The 16,663-nt window shown below is 54.1% G+C and carries 16 protein-coding genes; 2 read left to right on the plus strand and 14 right to left on the minus strand.

Features of this window, described 5'->3' with window-relative positions:
• Positions 1-236: 236 nt before the first annotated feature.
• The 10 genes from ACE6ED_RS00005 to ACE6ED_RS00050 form a co-directional block, all read right to left on the minus strand.
• Positions 237-1,088, minus strand: a complete 852-nt coding sequence (locus ACE6ED_RS00005) for a deoxyribonuclease IV (RefSeq protein WP_410824899.1) — start codon at positions 1,086-1,088, stop codon at positions 237-239.
• On the minus strand, positions 1,078-1,893 hold the full coding sequence (gene mutM / locus ACE6ED_RS00010; RefSeq protein WP_410824900.1) for a DNA-formamidopyrimidine glycosylase: 816 nt from the start codon (positions 1,891-1,893) through the stop codon (positions 1,078-1,080). Before mutM ends, ACE6ED_RS00005 begins: the two co-directional genes overlap by 11 nt.
• Before the next feature lie 40 nt (positions 1,894-1,933).
• Positions 1,934-2,722 (minus strand): TIGR01457 family HAD-type hydrolase, encoded by a 789-nt coding sequence (locus ACE6ED_RS00015; RefSeq protein WP_410824901.1) that lies wholly within the window; start codon positions 2,720-2,722, stop codon positions 1,934-1,936.
• A gap of 261 nt (positions 2,723-2,983) precedes the next feature.
• Positions 2,984-3,919, minus strand: coding sequence for a ribonuclease Z (rnz, locus tag ACE6ED_RS00020; RefSeq protein WP_410824902.1), 936 nt, complete (start codon positions 3,917-3,919; stop codon positions 2,984-2,986).
• A 431-nt stretch (positions 3,920-4,350) separates the two neighbouring features.
• Complete coding sequence (gene metH / locus ACE6ED_RS00025; RefSeq protein ID WP_410825176.1) at positions 4,351-7,764, minus strand: methionine synthase; 3,414 nt, start codon at positions 7,762-7,764, stop codon at positions 4,351-4,353.
• A gap of 225 nt (positions 7,765-7,989) precedes the next feature.
• Complete coding sequence (locus tag ACE6ED_RS00030; protein WP_410824903.1) at positions 7,990-8,409, minus strand: FixH family protein; 420 nt, start codon at positions 8,407-8,409, stop codon at positions 7,990-7,992.
• 203 nt (positions 8,410-8,612) lie between these two features.
• Positions 8,613-9,419 (minus strand): HAD family hydrolase, encoded by an 807-nt coding sequence (locus tag ACE6ED_RS00035; RefSeq protein WP_410824904.1) that lies wholly within the window; start codon positions 9,417-9,419, stop codon positions 8,613-8,615.
• 29 nt (positions 9,420-9,448) lie between these two features.
• Positions 9,449-9,967 (minus strand): hypothetical protein, encoded by a 519-nt coding sequence (locus tag ACE6ED_RS00040; protein ID WP_410824905.1) that lies wholly within the window; start codon positions 9,965-9,967, stop codon positions 9,449-9,451.
• A 93-nt stretch (positions 9,968-10,060) separates the two neighbouring features.
• Entirely contained in the window at positions 10,061-10,264 is a 204-nt protein-coding gene (locus tag ACE6ED_RS00045) for a DUF896 domain-containing protein (RefSeq protein WP_410824906.1), read from the minus strand.
• A 109-nt stretch (positions 10,265-10,373) separates the two neighbouring features.
• Entirely contained in the window at positions 10,374-10,787 is a 414-nt protein-coding gene (locus ACE6ED_RS00050) for a LysM peptidoglycan-binding domain-containing protein (protein ID WP_410824907.1), read from the minus strand.
• 240 nt (positions 10,788-11,027) lie between these two features.
• Between ACE6ED_RS00050 and lexA the strand changes: the two genes are divergently transcribed.
• The gene (gene lexA, locus ACE6ED_RS00055) at positions 11,028-11,654 is read left to right on the plus strand and encodes a transcriptional repressor LexA (protein ID WP_410824908.1); all 627 of its coding nucleotides are present in this window, start codon (positions 11,028-11,030) and stop codon (positions 11,652-11,654) included.
• Positions 11,655-11,917: 263 nt separating this feature from the next.
• A complete protein-coding gene (locus ACE6ED_RS00060) occupies positions 11,918-12,256 on the plus strand; it encodes a L,D-transpeptidase (protein WP_410824909.1) in 339 nt (112 codons plus the stop codon).
• Between the two features lie 220 nt (positions 12,257-12,476).
• On the opposite strand, the gene glnA is transcribed toward ACE6ED_RS00060, so the two are convergent.
• The 4 genes from glnA to ACE6ED_RS00080 form a co-directional block, all read right to left on the minus strand.
• A complete protein-coding gene (gene glnA, locus ACE6ED_RS00065) occupies positions 12,477-13,805 on the minus strand; it encodes a type I glutamate--ammonia ligase (protein WP_410824910.1) in 1,329 nt (442 codons plus the stop codon).
• Between the two features lie 35 nt (positions 13,806-13,840).
• Positions 13,841-14,251, minus strand: coding sequence for a MerR family transcriptional regulator (locus ACE6ED_RS00070; protein WP_410824911.1), 411 nt, complete (start codon positions 14,249-14,251; stop codon positions 13,841-13,843).
• Between the two features lie 538 nt (positions 14,252-14,789).
• Entirely contained in the window at positions 14,790-15,251 is a 462-nt protein-coding gene (locus tag ACE6ED_RS00075) for a hypothetical protein (protein WP_410824912.1), read from the minus strand.
• A gap of 122 nt (positions 15,252-15,373) precedes the next feature.
• The gene (locus ACE6ED_RS00080) at positions 15,374-16,627 is read right to left on the minus strand and encodes a methionine gamma-lyase family protein (RefSeq protein WP_410824913.1); all 1,254 of its coding nucleotides are present in this window, start codon (positions 16,625-16,627) and stop codon (positions 15,374-15,376) included.
• Positions 16,628-16,663 lie beyond the last annotated feature (36 nt).

The raw sequence follows: 16,663 nt of genomic DNA on the forward strand, positions 1-16,663 counted from the left end.
AATCCCACGTTCAGTCTGGTTAGAACCTAGAACTCCAAAAATACGGCTTACGCTGCCGCTCCCACAGCTCCAAATTGCCTCCGTGCCTTCCCCGCCATCCTGTAATCCTACAGTTCAGTCTGGATAGAACCTTGAACTCAAAAAATACAGCTTACGCTGCCGCTCCACAGCTCCAAATTGCCTCCGTGCCCCCCGCCAGTCCCAAATAGACACCGCCAGCCCGGCTTTCCTTCCGCTCAACCCTTCAGTCTGTCTAACAATCGCCCGATTTCCTCGCGGTGCGTTCCGTCGGGCCCCTTATCGGTTTCCAGTATGGCCGGAACACCGTTTAATTCGTCCGTCTTCAGCAGGGCGAGCAGCGCCTCCAGCCCGATGTGGCCCTCACCCGTCCGGGCATGCCTGTCCCTGCGCGAAGCGTAGCCGTAGCGGGAATCATTCAGATGCACCGCCTTGACCTCCGGCCAATAGCCAAGCTCGCTGCCGTGACGGAGCAAATCGCCAGTCGCCTCAGGCTTCCATAATCCCGAAGCAAACGCATGGCACGTATCGAAGCAAAAGCCGATGCACTCCGGACGTCTCGCCAGCCGGCGGATGGTCACCAATTCTTCCAGCGTGGTGCCTGCCGGCCCCCGGTTCCCGGCCAAATTTTCGATCAGCAGCAGCGTCCTGCCGCTCCAGCCGTCCAGCACTTCGTTTAGACATTCGATCATCTCCCGGTAACTTCCGACCGGGTCCGTTTCCTTCACACTGCCGAAGTGCACCACAATTCCAATCGAACCGCAGGCTTCGGCGATCTCCAGATCATTGCGGAGCGAGGCGGCGTGCCGCGCCCGCGAATCCGCCCCTACGCCTGCGGCCGCCAGATTGGTCGGATATGGCGTGTGGGCGATCGAAACCAGCCCGTGTTCCTTACAGTATTCAGCACAGGCGCGGGCGTCTCGTGCATCAAAAGCCTTTGGCTCCAGGCTGCGCGGATTTTTCGGAAAATATTGAAAGCCGCCCGCACCGGTCTCCCTTGCGGCGCGTGCGGCATCCCGGTATCCGCCGCGTATGCTGACATGGCAGCCGATAACCGGTTTAGCGTTCATGCTGGCAGCCGGGACAGTAAAACGCCTTGCGTCCCGACAGCTCCGTTTTGACAATCGTCCCGCCGCAGCGCGGACAAGCTTCCCCTTCGCGGTCATAGACCAGACAGCGGTCATTGTACGCCCCAGTCACCCGGTCGCCGTTCATAAACGGCATTTCCATATATCCTCCTATTTCCGTTGCGTTCATCAGCGTACGCCTAACGGCGGAATAGAGGCGGCTGACCGCATCCGCATCCAGCTGCTGAACCTGCGCGGTAGGCAGCAGCCCCGCCTCAAACGCGATTTCGTCGGAATAACAGTTTCCGATGCCCGCGAACACCTGCTGGTTCACAAGCAGGCTTTTGAGCGATCCTCTGCGTCCTTTAAGCAGCTGTGCGAACCGTTCTTCGTTCATTCTGCGGTCCAGCAGCTCCGGACCAAGCTTGGCCAGCGCCGCTTCGGCCTCTTTGACGGTAAGCAGGTGCAGATAACCCAGCCGCAGGCCGATGAAATACAAAATCTCGCCGCCAAAGACGATTTCCACCTGCGTAGTCCGGTCCGGACGCTCCTCTTCCGTGCCAAAAAACATCAGGCCGCCAAGCATCAGATGCAGCAGCAGACGGCGGCCGTCATTCAAATGAAACAGCAGGTTTTTACCTCTGCGCTCTACAAAAACAATCCGGCAGCCCTTCAGCTGCCCGGCGAATTGTTCCGGTTCCACATTAATGGACTTCGCCCGGGTCACCCGGACTTCGGTTATCGGTTTATTGATGAGATGCCGCGACAGCAGCATCCGGTAATTCTCCATTTCTGGCAGTTCGGGCATAAGTTCGATCTCTCCTCGGGTAATGTTCGTCTACACTATACTACAGGCTGAGCAGCTTGTGGAGTTCCTGCAAATCTCCGCAGATATAATCCGCAGTAAGACCCGTCTCCGCTTGATGCCGTTCCAGGTTGGATGAGGTCGTCACACCAGTCAGCACCAGGATGGTCCGGCAGCCGGCATTCACCCCAGCCGCGATATCCGTCCGCATATTATCCCCCACTACGAGCGCACGCTTCGGGTCAATGCCGAGTCTCGAAGTTGAGTAGGTCATCAGATGGCTGTAAGGTTTGCCGATCACCACCGGTTTCATACCTGATGCCGCCTCAATGGCGGCGCCCAAGGTACCCGCGCCCGGCATAAGCCCGTCGTCCGACGGGAGCATGAGGTCCGGATTGGTGAGCACAAATTCCGCGCCGTTTTGAATCGCGCGCGCAGCCCGGGTCAACGTCTCGTAATTGAAGGAACGGTCGATTCCCTGCACCACATAGTCGGGTTGTTCTTCGGTCAAAAAAAGGCCCGCAGCCGCAAGCGCCTGCCGGAGCCCGTCTTCTCCTATCGGCATGACCCTCGCGCCCGGCGTCCGTCCAGCGATATAACCCGCGGCCGCTAGCGATGACGTAGCCACCTCTTCCGGCTTTGCAGGGATACCCATATTGCTTAAGTGCTCAGCTACGCCCTCCGGCGTGCGGGAGGAATTATTCGTCACAAACAGGAACGGAATCGCAGCCTTTCGGAGGCCCGAAATCAGTTCATCCGCTCCTGGAATCATGCGTCTTCCATGGTACAGCGTGCCGTCCAGATCGATCAGCAGCGCATCGTAGTTGTTCATGTTTTTTCTCCTTCCACGGCAGTGCTCCTGCGGAAAACGCGGAACCGTTTCGAGCCCTGCAAGCACCAGATTGCCGTCATCCTTCATGCGCTGATTCATTTAGCGCGTTAAGTATAATCACCAGCGCCCGCATGGCTGTGCCGCCTGCCGCGGAGCCCCGTCATGCGCTGACACTCCCGGTCGAATGGCATCGAAGCTCAGCGGTTTTCGCGCGTTTTGACGCAAGGTTGTCACATCCTGCGCTTTCCCGGAAAATAATTTCTATTTCCCCGTCCGCCGGTGTACAGGGAACAAACAAAATTCCTCGGCCAGCATGGTGTTCGGGAAAACGGTGCGCGCTTCTTCCAGGAGCGGCTGCAGGTCTTCCGGCGTACTGTAGCGGGAGCTGAAATGGGTGAGCAGCAGGGACCGGGCATTGGCAGACACAGCGGTTTCAGCCGCCTGAACGGTCGTGCTGTGGTGATATTCCCGCGCCATGGATGCCAGCTCATGGGCAAAAGTCGCTTCATGAACAACCAGATCGGCGTCCTGCGACAGCTTGACCGCATTGCTGCAGGGCCGGGTATCGCCAAGAATAGTGACCACCCGGCCTTTTTTGGGTTCACTCAGCGCATCCGCCGCCCGGATCAGCACGCCATCCGGGGCGGTCACGTCCTCCCCGCGCTTGAGCCTGCCGTAGACCGGACCCGGCTTCAGCCCGTGGCTCATCAGCAGTTCGGTATTCAAGCTGCCCGGACGGTCTTTTTCAATCACACGGTATCCATAGCTGTCAATCCGGTGCTCCAAAAGCGCCGCTTCAACCTGAAAACCCTCGTCCTCAAACAGCATGCCGCCCGTATGCTCGATGATCTCCAGCGTATATGGGATTCTGCATTGGCTGACGGTTAACGCCATCTCAACAAACGTCCGGATGCCCGGCGGTCCGTACACGGTCAGCGGAGACGTCCCGCCCTGGTAGCCTCTGCTCGACAGCAGCCCAGGAAGCCCGTATAGATGATCACCGTGCAGATGCGTAATGAACAGCTTCTCCAGCTTGCCCAGCCGCAGCGGCGACCGGAGAACCTGATGCTGGGTGCCTTCCCCGCAATCAAACATCCAGAACACGCCCCGCTCCTCGAATAAGCGCAGCGCCAGTGAGGTCACGTTCCGCTGCAGCGTCGGGACGCCGGCGTTGGTTCCTAAAAAATACAGTTCCATCGTTTCAATCCCTTTCCTGTGGATGCCGGAAGTGTCCTTTTCCCGGCGGCAAAATCATAGTTCTGACCTTCTGCCGCCCAACCGCATCCTCGCAAGTATACAGTATAATACATGAACCGTTCTGTTCAAAATGACAGTTGGCTCAGGTTTACAAATTCTTCGCCTTGGGGGTTGGACAGGCGTTGCGATGTTGAGCCTCCGCGCGTGCCGTTCCGGGCTTAGTATCCCCCTTTGCTGGCAGCTCGTACAGTCACGCCTTTTCCGTTAGCCCGCCCGGCTTCCTGGCGTGTGTTTCCCCTTAATTGATGGGGCGCCCAAGAATGGACTTTCACCACGGTCGGCCGCCCGGGCTTGTAAAAAACCTCCCGATCTCTCGGGAGGTCCGGCCGCAGATGCAAAGGCGGGGGCGCTCCGGCCCCCGCGTCACCTTGCTATACCTTTTCCACATTAAAATACTGCGCTTCAGGATGAGCAAACACCATCGCCGAAACGGAGGCTTCGGGCTCCATCATAAACCCTTCGGTTAAATGGATGCCGATATCTTCGGGCGACATCAGCTTGAACAGCGGCCCCTGATCCTCCAGATCCGGGCAGGCCGGATAACCGAAGGAGACCCGGATGCCCTGGTAGCGGGCGCCATGCCGCTGCTTCATCGTCATATCCGCAGGGTCGGGGAATCCCCACATATCCCGCATCATATGGTGAATTCGTTCCGCCAGGCCTTCGGCCACCTCCAGCGCCACCGCCTGCAGCGCGTGCGAGCGGAGATAGTCGCCTTTGTCCTTCAGTTCGGCCGACAGCTGCGAAATCCCCCGGCCCGCGGTTACGACAAGAAACCCGACGTAATCCATTTCGCCGCCCGCCGGTTTCAAAAAGTCCGCCAGGCACAGGTAAGGTTCAACCTGCTGTCTCGGGAATGTAAAGGTATGCAGCACTTGGCTGTGATCGTTTGGATCATAGATCAAAATATCGTTGCCGCTCGACTGCGCCGGGAAAAAGCGGTACATCGCCTGGGGTGAAATCGTCCCTTTCTCCGAAGCCTCCCGCAAAATATCATCAACCGTCTGCTTCAGCTCGGTTGTCCGCGGATCGCCCGAGGCGAGCAGCGATTCCACCGAACCCCGGATACCAAGGTGATGGCCGAGCAGCATCTGCATATTCACATAAGGCACGATATGGTTGATCGGATAATTGCGTATGACATGCCGCTCCAGATCGGGCGGAACAAACACCGGTGCATCCGGCGAGATGTTCGAGCGGACCGCCCGGGTCAACCGGGGCAGCTCCGGCTTCGGCTGGCTTGCAGCCAGACGTTCCGCTTCCGCTTCGGCGGCCGCCTCTTCCGCGATCCGGGCGCGTTCCGCGGGATTCATCAGCTTGTTCGCCAAATCCAATCCATCCATCGCATCTTTGGCATACAGCACCAATCCGTCGTATTCCGGCCGGATCCGGGTTTTGGTGAATTTGCGCGTCAGCGCTGCGCCGCCGACCAGGATCGGCACGTCGATGCCTGCCGTCCGCAAATCCTGTGCGGTTAGCACCATCTGCTGGGCCGACTTTACGAGCAGGCCCGACAGGCCGATCGCATCGGCTTTTTCACGGCGGTAGGCTTCGATAATGTGCTCCGGTGGTACTTTTATACCCAAATTGACAATTTGATAACCATTGTTGGAGAGGATGATCTCTACCAGGTTTTTGCCGATGTCGTGCACGTCGCCTTTAACCGTCGCGAGCAGGATTTTCCCTTTCACCGAGGTTTCGTTTTTCTCCATAAACGGCTCCAGATACGCCACAGAAGCTTTCATCACTTCAGCGCTCTGCAGCACCTCGGCCACAATCAGCTCATTGTTATTGAACAGCCGCCCGACCTCCGACATGCCTTCCATCAGCGGTCCGTTAATAATTTCAAGCGCCGAATACTTTTTAAGCGCCTCGCCGAGATCGGGTATCAGTCCTTCCTTGGTCCCTTCGACCACATAGGAGGCCAAGCGTTCCTCAAGCGAAAGATTGGTGATCTTTTCTTTTTTCTCGACTTTTTTGCCGCGGAAGGCTGCTACAAAATCAGCCAATGTCGCATCGTTTGTGTTGTAAATGAGCTCCTCCGCCAGACGCCGTTCCTCTTCGGGAATGGAAGCATACCGCTCCACTTTCTCCGTGTTCACAATCGCATAGTCGAGACCAGCTTTCGTACACTCATATAAAAAGACCGAATTCAGCACCTCGCGCCCCGCCTCAGGCAGACCAAACGATACATTGCTGATGCCCAAAATCGTATGGCATTCCGGCATGGCTTCTTTAATCAGCCGGATGCCGTCGATCGTCTCCTTTGCGGAGCCGATATACTGTTCATCGCCCGTACCGACCGGAAAAACAAGCGTATCAAAAATCAGGTCCTCCGGCCGCAGGCCGTATTTGTTCACCAGCAGATCATAGGAGCGGCGGGCCACTTCAAGCTTCGTCTCCGCCTTGATAGCTTGTCCCTGCTCATCAATCGTGCCCACTACGACGGCGGCGCCGTATTTGTGGATCAGCGGGGTGACATGCTCAAACTTTTCTTCGCCGTCTTCAAGGTTAATGGAGTTAATTATCGCTTTTCCTTGGCTGTACTGCAGCGCAAGGTCGATGACCTTCGGATCGGTTGTGTCTATCATGAGCGGAACCTTAACCTTCTTCACGACCAGCTCCAAAAAGCGGATCATATCCGCGCTCTCATCCCGGTCCGGGTCCTGCACGCACACGTCAATAATTTGCGCGCCGTTTTTCACCTGGGCTCTAGCGATTTCAGACGCCTCTTCGTATTTCCCCTCCACGATCAGGCGCTTAAACTTCCGCGAACCGAGAACGTTCGTCCGCTCGCCGACCATGTACGGGCGGTTATCGTTTTCGATGTATACCGGATCAATGCCCGACAAAGCGGGCGGATGGGTGCCGTCCAGAGGACGCGGCGGGTAGTTCTTCAGCAGCTCGGCCATGGCCCGGATATGCTCCGGCGTTGTGCCGCAGCAGCCGCCCGCGATGTTCAGCCATCCCTTTTCCGCAAACGCCGCGATTTTACGAGCCAGCGAATCCGGGGACTCGTGGTAATTCCCGTTTTCGTCGGGCAGACCCGCATTCGGATAACAGCTGATCGCCGCGGAAGACATCGCCGCAAGCGAACGGATATGGTCGCGCATAAACTCCGGTCCGGTTGCACAGTTCAGCCCGATGGAGACCGGATTCAGGTGCTCCAGCGAAATGTAAAACGCCTCGATATTTTGACCGGCCAGTGTGGTGCCCATCGGTTCAATGGTGCCTGAAATCATAACCGGCAGTGTAATGTTCGTACGGTCAAACGCCTGGCGGATACCAATGCTGCCCGCTTTGACGTTCAGCGTATCCTGGGAAGTCTCCAGCAGCAGTGCGTCAACGCCGCCTTCGATCAGCGCCACCGCCTGCTCCTCATAGCTCTCTATCAGTTCTGCAAAAGTCACGCCGCCGGTAACCGACAACGTTTTGGTTGTAGGTCCCATCGCCCCAACCACATAACGCGGGTGTTCCGGTGTACTGTATGCGTCGGCGGCCGACCGGGCGATCGCCGCTGCGGCCAAGTTGATTTCGCGTGCTTTGTCGGGAATGTCGTATTCCGCGAGCACGACCGACGTCGCGCCGAAGGTATTGGTTTCAATCAGATCAGCCCCTGCTTCCAGGTACTGTCTATGGATCTGTTCAATGACTTCCGGACGGGTTAGCACCAGCATTTCGTTGCAGCCTTCGAGTTCTTCGCCGCCAAAATCGTCGGGCGTGAGCGGCACCTGCTGAATCATGGTGCCCATGGCGCCGTCGAGTATTAATATCCGTTGTTGCATCGCTTCTGCAATCGTTAACTTGACCAACTTGCTATCCCTCCATGTCAAACGTTAGAGTAAGTTTAGCAGAATAGAGGGATTTCGGAAAGACTTGCTTGTCCATCTGGAATTCCTGCATTTTGCTGTCATTTTTGCGGACAACGCAGGCAGCGGCATTGCGGACACCCCCAGGTATTAAGAGGGCGCCCCGCTATCCATCAGCTGCCGTCCCGGCCATCCCTTAGTTTAAGGTTCAACTTTGATCTTCTGTGAGGGCATGGAATGCTGCGCCCTGGCGGTAACGTGTGACGTCACCTTATATTCGCCTGCGGCATCAAACGTATATTCCGCAGTGTAGGTACCGCCTTCCTGACGTTCCCCTTCCACTTCTATGGAATCCGCTGTGCCGTCCGGTCCCGTAATTTCGAACGTCACTTCTTTTGCATCATCAACCGGCTCTTCTTTCTGAGTAACCAACGCCTGAAGCCGCACGGTTTCATTAACCTTTGCAGCAGCGGGCTCCAAGCTTAGCTCCACTTTGATCGGGTCCATGGAGAGGTCCGCCATATGTTCATGCGCAGCCTGGGAGTTTTTTCCGGAGCACCCGGCAACAGTGAGTGCTGCGCCGAGAAACAGCGCAAGCGATCCTGCCTTCCATCGGTTCATATCATCCGTCTCCTTCGGTTCTATGTATCGACTCTTTGATTAGGGCAGCCTTTCATTTCTTCCATTATACATAGATTGCGTCCAAATTGACGAAAAAGCTTACGATTCATGTTATTAAATATGAAGAAAGTCATTGTCATAAGTCTTCATAACAAAAAAGCCCTGTCCTCCCAACAGGGAAAACAAGGCTTGCCCAGTTTGATCTACAGGTTTGACTGACGGACTTCCATCTGATCAAGCAAGGGCAGCAGCTCAGACAGACTCGCAATCCGGTAATGCGGTTTGATGCCGGAGTGTTCCGGACGGTTCGTCCGGTTAATCCAGACGGTGGTCATCCCTGCAGCAAGTCCGCCCCGGATATCTGTCGACAGCTTATCCCCGACCATAACCGCGTGTTCAGGCCGGGTATCCAGCAGCTGCAGCGCATGTTCAAAAATCGAGACATCCGGTTTCCCCTTCCCGAACGTGCCGGAAATCACAATTTGGTCGAAAAAAGGAGTCAGTTCAGGCACGCTGTCCAGCTTCTCCTGCTGCAGTACCGGGCAGCCATTGGTCAAGAGCAGCAGCTTCACTTTGCCATGCAGCTGTTCGAGCACCTGAATCGTTTCTTCATACATATAAGGCAGACCTCTGCGTTCCGCGGCAAAACGTTCAGCCAGCGTCTCGGCCAGCGCTTCATCTTCTACACCAACCGCTGCCAGTCCACGCCGCCAAGCTTCCTTGCGGTACAGCGGGGCTTGCTGCTCCATCTGCCGGAATTCGGGCTGGTTGCCTCCGGTAAAATGCCCCCACAGCGCTTCAAAGGGATTAATACCGATCATTTGGGTAAAGGGATAAAACTCATAGGTTTCATACAATGCGCGCGCTTCCCTGCGCACAGCAGCCTGCAGTTCTTCCGGATTCACTTCCGGACCGGCCGCCCGGCTTGCAGCGGCGAAAGCCTCCTCGACACTGCGTTCGTCCCACAGCAGCGTATCGTCCAAATCAAACAAAACGGCTTCAATCGTCATGTTCGGCAGCTCCTTCTCCCTAGGCGAAATTATTCTCTCTCAAACGTAATTTTGTTGGTCTTGGCGAACGATTCCAGTTTCTCCCCCATCGCTTCCGTATTAAAGCGGTTCGTCAAGCGGGAGAACACCCATTTCGAACGTTTGGCCTTGTGATGGATTACCACAGCACCCTTCGAGACAGAAATTTTCTCAATATCGCCAGTGTGCAAAATGCGTTCCCGGTTGAACTTGAAGGTGGACAGCCGGCTGCGTTCCACTTTCAGATAAGGCTTGCGGAAAAAAATCATCGCCGCCAGCGCAAAATACAGCACCACACCCAGCCAGTTCATCAGTGAACCGTTGCCGCGCTGCTGATCGACCGTTCCGATCAGCCAATACAACACGCCAAGACCAACCAGTGTTATGGGCAGGATAAAGTTACGGCCTTTAAAGATTTCGGTATCCTGACTCCCCCGAACAGCGTGAATGCCGTCTTTCCCCTGCTTTTTGCGCTGTTTGTTCAACTGCTGTGAGTTTTTTTGAACCATTCTTTCCCAAGAACGGGCCATCGCGTTTCCCCCTAATTCTTCTTCATGATCTCCTGACATATGGCCAGCAGCCGGTCATCCCGGGAGCCGGCGGGCAAAAAAAGAAAACAAGCGTCAGTGTTGAGGCCGCTTGTCGTCTCCGGAGTTCCCATCCACAATTTCGATCGAATCCAGCTGGGCGCGGAAATTGCGCCGGATGTTGCCCAAATAAATCTCGCGGAGCTTCGCCCGCTCGGCAAGCTCTTCTTCATTCAGGCCGACGGATTTCTGCTTGCGGGCCAATTCGTTGATGCGGTCGACCACTTCATCTATATTCATGCGTTCACCCTTCCCTTATCAGTCAGTTTAACTTTGCCATGAGAAAAAGAGCTTGTCAAGGTGTGCCCCTTACAAGCTCTTATCCGAAATAAACCACTTTAGTTCTTATTTAATCATAGACGGGCAGTGTTAAAATATCCCCCGTCCGAATCTCGCTGCCGTTTAAGCCATTTGCCCGCTTAATTCCTTCTATATATACTGCAGTCCGCATATTGTCCGGTTTATGTACACTGGCAATTTCCCAAAGCGTATCCCCGCTCGACACGACAACCCGCTTGCCTTCCTTCGCCATCGATACCGGTCCGGCGAACACATTGCCCACCAGCGACAATCCGGCAAGAACAAGGACAAACAGAAGCACAATCTTTAATCCCTTCTCGGTGAGCAGCGTTCTCGCGCTCTCCAGCCATTTCACCATGTTATAGGAGGAAGCGGGAGTCCCGATAGCCGCGGCGCTTTGGCCGCCGGAACGCACTTCATTCTGATTCTCATAAATGCTGCGATAAGTACTGTATTTTAACATCAAGATCACCCTCCAAACGTGTGTTCTCTCTTTCGAAAAATAATATAACACGAACATGTGTTTCGATCAATAGGTTTTTTCGAACAATTGTTCCCTTTATTTTTAAGCGGCGAAAACACCGCATTCTGCTTAGGTTTTCGGCTGCCTGTTTTTTCAAAACCTATTTTAGAACTTATGTTTGTACGAACGGAGGTTCTATGATATAATTTTCCCAAACATTACTATATGGGGTGTATTCCGATGTCAAAGATTTCGAGTCGTCAGCTGGCGATCCTGGAATTCATACGTAACGAAGTCCGCAGCAAGGGCTATCCTCCGTCTGTGCGCGAGATCGGCGAAGCTGTCGGACTGGCTTCCAGTTCTACGGTGCACGGCCATCTGGACCGGCTCGAGAAGAAAGGCCTGATCCGCCGTGATCCGACCAAACCTCGCGCCATCGAGCTTCTTGGCCAGGAAGAATCGGAGAATGTGCATCACTTTGCCAGCACGGTATCCCGTGTACCTGTCGTCGGCAAAGTTACAGCGGGTGTGCCGATTACGGCCACCGAGAACATTGAAGATTATTTCCCTCTTCCTACCCATTTCGTCAACGACAACAAAGTATTTATGCTGTCGGTATCCGGCGACAGTATGATCGAAGCCGGAATTATGAATGGAGATTACGTTATTGTCCGTCAACAGCAAACTGCCGATAATGGCGATATCGTTGTAGCTATGACGGAAGACGACGAAGCAACGGTCAAGACCTTCTACAAGGAACGCGACCACATCCGCCTGCAGCCGGAGAATCCATCGTACGAGCCTCTCCGTTTGAACCGGGTCAGCATTCTCGGCAAGGTCATCGGGCTGTTCCGTGACATTCACTGAGTTTTATATAAGGGAAGAACCGGGCGTTTCGCACATTAATTGCGGAACGCCCGGTTCTTTGTGTTTAGGGGGATTTAAGACTGCGATTAGGAGGATCATTACCGAAGAACGGGGAAGCATCTGATACCAGGATAACAGGATAGCAGGATAGCAATTTAGACCCCGGCTCCCATAAGATTTGGGTACATCCCAAGGAGGTACCCTGCATAATATGAAGCATTAGAAACATGTTCATAATCTATGCCGAGGAGTGATATGAGACCATGCCGAATTACCGGATTATCGTCGACTTATCCGACCGGATGCTGTATCTGCTGGATCATAATACCGTTGTGCGGGGATTTCCTATCGGAATCGGCAAGATGTTAAGCCGGACCCCGGAAGGCGAATATACGATTATTAACAAGCTGGACAATCCCGGTGGCCCTTACGGGGCGTTTTGGATGGGCTTATCCAAACCTCATTATGGCATTCACGGAACCAATGATCCCTCATCGATAGGCAAAGAGGTTTCCAGAGGCTGCATCCGGATGTACAACGAAGATGTGCTTCAACTGAAGGATCTGGTTCCGCTCCAAACGAGAGTAACGATCCGGCAGTGATTCAAAAAAAGCCGTGAAGCAATTCCCACGGCTTTTATTATGGCTTTTTTTGCTATCATGCTGAAATGCTGACTATTTTCCCACTCCGCTTGAAGACTAAAGCATGATAAATGTTTGTTATAGGCATTTTGTGGGCATGTAAAAAGCACCGCCCTGATTCAATGCCCGCGCCCACAAACAAAAAACCCCCGGAGCCTTACGGCCCCAAGGGTTCTCCATCTTAGTACAAGGTCAGATATTGATCGCGTTCCCATTGGTGAACCTGGGTGCGGTAAATATCCCACTCGATTTCTTTCAGTTCGTAGAAGTGTGCAAGGGCGTGGTCGCCGAGCGCTTCCGTAATCACCTGGCTGCGGATCATTTCATTCAGCGCTTCCTTCAGGTCGGACGGCAGGCTAGGGATACCTTCCTCAATCCGCTCTTCTTCGGACATGATGTAAATGTTGCGGTCGATCGGAGCCGGCAGATCCAACTGACGTTTAATGCCGTCGAGACCTGCTTTCAGCATTACCGCTAGAGCCAGGTACGGGTTAGCTGCCGGATCGGGGTTGCGCACTTCAACCCGGGTGCTCAGTCCGCGGGATGCCGGAATCCGGATCATCGGGCTGCGGTTGCTGGCTGACCAAGCCACATAACATGGCGCTTCATAACCGGGAACAAGGCGTTTGTAAGAGTTAACGGTCGGGTTCGTGATTGCCGCAAAAGCGCGGGCATGCTTCAGAATACCGGCCATGTAGTATCTTGCTGTATCGCTGAGTCCAAGGGTATCGTTTTCATCATAAAATGCGTTCACATTACCTTTGAACAAGGATTGGTGCGCGTGCATACCGGAGCCGTTAATCCCGAACAGCGGTTTCGGCATAAAGGAAGCATGCAATCCGTGCTGGCGCGCTACCGTCTTAACCACCAGCTTGAACGTCTGGATCTGGTCGGCCGCAGTAATGGCATCCGCATATTTAAAGTCAATTTCGTGTTGACCGGAAGCTACCTCATGGTGGGAGGCTTCAATTTCAAAGCCCATTTTCTCCAATGTCAAAACGATCTCACGGCGGCAGTTCTCTCCCAGGTCCGTCGGAGCCAGGTCAAAATATCCGCCTTGGTCGTTCAGCTCGGTAGTCGGGTTGCCTTTCTCGTCCGTCTTGAAAAGGAAAAATTCCGGCTCCGGACCTACATTCATGGCCGTAAAGCCCATTTCTTCCGCTTCTTGCAGGCAGCGCTTCAGAATGCCGCGCGGATCGCCGGCAAACGGAGTGCCGTCAGGCATATAGACGTCGCAGATCAAGCGGGCGACTTTATCTTCTGCAAACCAAGGGAAAATGACCCAGGTGCTGAGATCAGGATAAAGATACATATCGGATTCCTCGATGCGCACGTAACCTTCAATCGAAGAGCCGTCAAACATCATTTTGTTATCAAGCGCTTTCTCCAGCTGGCTGATCGGAATTTCCACATTCTTGATCGTGCCAAGCAGGTCAGTAAACTGCAAACGGATAAAACGCACATTCTCTTCTTTGGCAATCCGCAAAATATCGTCTTTAGTATAGCTCACAATACCCTCTCCCTTTCACGCTATCGGTATAATTATTATTTATTAAAAAACCGGGATAATTCACCTTGAATCAATGAGACTTGTCCCGGTCTTTTTCCGGAAACCAGTTCCTGCTTCAGCAAACGGTGAAGCTGGGTTTCGGATAGCTCTCTGCGTCTGACTTCCGTATCCGGCGTGATGACGGTCGCTTCCTCCGATTCTTTGGATACCGGATTCATGACCTGCTTGATTCCGGCAATGTTGACGCCTTTTTCAATTAAAGCCTTGATCTCCAGCAGCCGTTCGACATCGTTGAAGGAAAACAAACGCTGATTACCCGATGTCCGTGCGGGAACGATCAGACTGTGCTGTTCATAGTAACGAATCTGACGCGCCGAAAGATCGGTCAGCTTCATTACAATCCCTATCGGGAACAGCGCCATATTTCTGCGGATTTCATCTCCCATGACTCATCCAACCTTCCAATGATCTTTTTCTACCCTCATTGTACATTTGGTGTATGCAGCGTGTCAATGGTATGTAAGATATACTCACAAGTTTATTTTACCTTCTGCCAGTTTATGCACTTTCAGGCGTAAGCTACGTGGAATTTCGTCTCTCGCAGTATATCATATCCCGAATGAGACAATCAAAGCAGGCAGGAAAATTCCCACTCATCTGAGAGTCGCCTCAATAAAGGGTTACACCGTGTGTACAGCAAGTTACGAAATGAGCTGCAAGTTCCGAATAGGCGCAGCATGTTACGAAATGAACTGCAAGTTCCCAATTTGCGCAGCATGTTACGAAATTCGCAGCAAATTACGAAATGTGCGGCAAATTCCAAACGATTGTTTAAATGAGAACACCGGCACCAGCCATGTCAAATTCACACAATAAGTCAAAAAGAAGAACCCTGCATACGCAGGGTTCCCCTTCAAAAATAGGTTGATGCTCCATTCAATCTCCAGTGTCCGCGGACCAGACATGAACCGGCATCAAAAAACATTACTGGCCGGCTTGAGCAAGGCCGTTAAAGTTGACCGGACCCACAATCGTGATGGGAGCCGCTGCAGTGCTTGTGTCCGCAACAAACATCGTATAACGAAGCTGGCCGATGTTAGCTCCTGTAGTCGGAACCGGCGGATGGAAGTCGGCAGCGGAGAACCCAATCAGATTGTTCCCGGTGGCGCCAAAGTCAACCACAGCCGTGTAAATCACGGTACCTGTACCTGGTGTGCCCGTGCCGTTACGTTCGATTGTGATGGTGACCTGGTTCGCAGGAGTGCCGGTAAGATTTACCGAACCCATCAGTTCGACCCGGACGTCACCTTCATTAGGAGTTCCGAGGACTTCATTGACTTGAAGTCCGATGTCGCCAAGCAAAAAGGGAGCAGTGGTGAGAGCTGTAGTCCCCGTCGAGCTTGCGAGAGCGGTCGACACTCTGGAATCCAAAAATACGATTGGCATGAAAGACGCACCTCTTTTTCAAATATATTATCTTCCGGAAGATAATACATTCTATGAGACTGCTCCAAGGGGTGCCTGTACGAATGCGGGTGGAGAAAAACACAAATGATGGTTCAGTATGCCTATAGCAGGTTCCGTTCCTTCATACACTGCAGCGCCATCAATACGCCGTATTTTACATGCGAATAGGTTAATCCGCCCTGCATATATCCGATATAAGGCGCTCTAACCGGCGCATCGGCCGACAGCTCCAGGCTTCCGCCCTGAATGAAGGTGCCTGCCGCCATAATGACCGGATGTTCATAACCAGGCATATCCCACGGCTCCGGCACAACATGGCTGTCCACCGCGGCCGCCCGCTGGATACCCTGTACAAAAGCAATCAAAGACTCCGATCCGTCGAACGCGACCGCCTGAATCAAATCGGTACGCGGCTCGTTCCATGCCGGCTTCGTCTGAAATCCGCAGCGCGCGAACACGGAAGCGGCAAACATGCTGCCTTTCAGCGCTTGTCCAACCGTATGCGGCGCCAGAAACAGGCCTTGATACAGGCCGCGTGTTGTGCCCAGCATGGCCCCCACTTCGCCTCCGATGCCTGGGGCGGTTAAGCGGTACGCGGCAAGCTCAACCAAATCCGCCCGTCCGCAGATATATCCTCCCGTCTCGGCGATACCGCCGCCGGGGTTTTTGATCAGCGATCCGGCGATCAGATCGGCGCCGGCCTGCGTCGGCTCCTTGTCTTCCGTAAATTCGCCGTAGCAGTTATCGACGAAGACGATCACATCCGGTTTAATCGCTTTGACCCGCTGCACCATTTCGCCGATCTCCGCTACAGTAAATGAAGCACGCCAATCATAACCGCGTGACCGTTGAATCCCAATCACCTTGGTTGCGTCCGTGATGGCCTGGGCGATCAGATCCCAATCTGGCTGTCCAGACTCAGTGAGCGGCGTTTCGCGGTATCCGATTCCGTAGTCCCTCAGCGAACCTGTGCCGTCTCCCTCCTTACCTATCACTTTATGCAGCGTGTCATAGGGGCGGCCGGTAATATAAAGCAACTCATCCCCCGGACGCAGCACTCCAAACAGCGCAGTCGCAATCGTATGTGTGCCGGACGCGAAATGAGGCCGCACCAGCGCGGCCTCCGCTCCAAACACCTCGGCGTAAACGAGGTCTAGCACTTCCCTGCCCCGGTCATTATAGGCATAACCCGTTGAACCGGCAAAATGAAAGTCGCTGACCTGGTGTTTTTGAAACGCCTCAATCACTTTCCATTGGTTTCGGTCCACCAGCCGGTCAAGCGCCCGGACCGCCTCCGTGATTTCCTGCTCCGCGGCTTCCGCCGCTTGTAAAATTTCCTCCGCAAAAACCGCCATAACTTCCCCGTCTCTCCTTACGTTGCTGATTCCTTG

This window comes from Paenibacillus nanchangensis (assembly GCF_046543445.1).
Lineage (GTDB): Bacteria > Bacillota > Bacilli > Paenibacillales > Paenibacillaceae > Paenibacillus_AQ > Paenibacillus_AQ nanchangensis.

What these genes read in the sequence shown, in the direction of transcription:
- mutM (WP_410824900.1), bottom strand. Translation starts at nt 1,893, where the DNA reads ATGCCCGAACTGCCAGAAATGGAGAATTACCGGATGCTGCTGTCGCGG.
- metH (WP_410825176.1), bottom strand. Translation starts at nt 7,764, where the DNA reads ATGCAACAACGGATATTAATACTCGACGGCGCCATGGGCACCATGATT.
- ACE6ED_RS00040 (WP_410824905.1), bottom strand. Translation starts at nt 9,967, where the DNA reads ATGGCCCGTTCTTGGGAAAGAATGGTTCAAAAAAACTCACAGCAGTTG.
- ACE6ED_RS00045 (WP_410824906.1), bottom strand. Translation starts at nt 10,264, where the DNA reads ATGAATATAGATGAAGTGGTCGACCGCATCAACGAATTGGCCCGCAAG.
- ACE6ED_RS00080 (WP_410824913.1), bottom strand. Translation starts at nt 16,627, where the DNA reads ATGGCGGTTTTTGCGGAGGAAATTTTACAAGCGGCGGAAGCCGCGGAG.
- ACE6ED_RS00015 (WP_410824901.1), bottom strand. Translation starts at nt 2,722, where the DNA reads ATGAACAACTACGATGCGCTGCTGATCGATCTGGACGGCACGCTGTAC.
- ACE6ED_RS00035 (WP_410824904.1), bottom strand. Translation starts at nt 9,419, where the DNA reads ATGACGATTGAAGCCGTTTTGTTTGATTTGGACGATACGCTGCTGTGG.
- lexA (WP_410824908.1), top strand. Translation starts at nt 11,028, where the DNA reads ATGTCAAAGATTTCGAGTCGTCAGCTGGCGATCCTGGAATTCATACGT.
- ACE6ED_RS00050 (WP_410824907.1), bottom strand. Translation starts at nt 10,787, where the DNA reads ATGTTAAAATACAGTACTTATCGCAGCATTTATGAGAATCAGAATGAA.
- ACE6ED_RS00075 (WP_410824912.1), bottom strand. Translation starts at nt 15,251, where the DNA reads ATGCCAATCGTATTTTTGGATTCCAGAGTGTCGACCGCTCTCGCAAGC.
- ACE6ED_RS00060 (WP_410824909.1), top strand. Translation starts at nt 11,918, where the DNA reads ATGCCGAATTACCGGATTATCGTCGACTTATCCGACCGGATGCTGTAT.
- ACE6ED_RS00005 (WP_410824899.1), bottom strand. Translation starts at nt 1,088, where the DNA reads ATGAACGCTAAACCGGTTATCGGCTGCCATGTCAGCATACGCGGCGGA.
- ACE6ED_RS00070 (WP_410824911.1), bottom strand. Translation starts at nt 14,251, where the DNA reads ATGGGAGATGAAATCCGCAGAAATATGGCGCTGTTCCCGATAGGGATT.
- rnz (WP_410824902.1), bottom strand. Translation starts at nt 3,919, where the DNA reads ATGGAACTGTATTTTTTAGGAACCAACGCCGGCGTCCCGACGCTGCAG.
- ACE6ED_RS00030 (WP_410824903.1), bottom strand. Translation starts at nt 8,409, where the DNA reads ATGAACCGATGGAAGGCAGGATCGCTTGCGCTGTTTCTCGGCGCAGCA.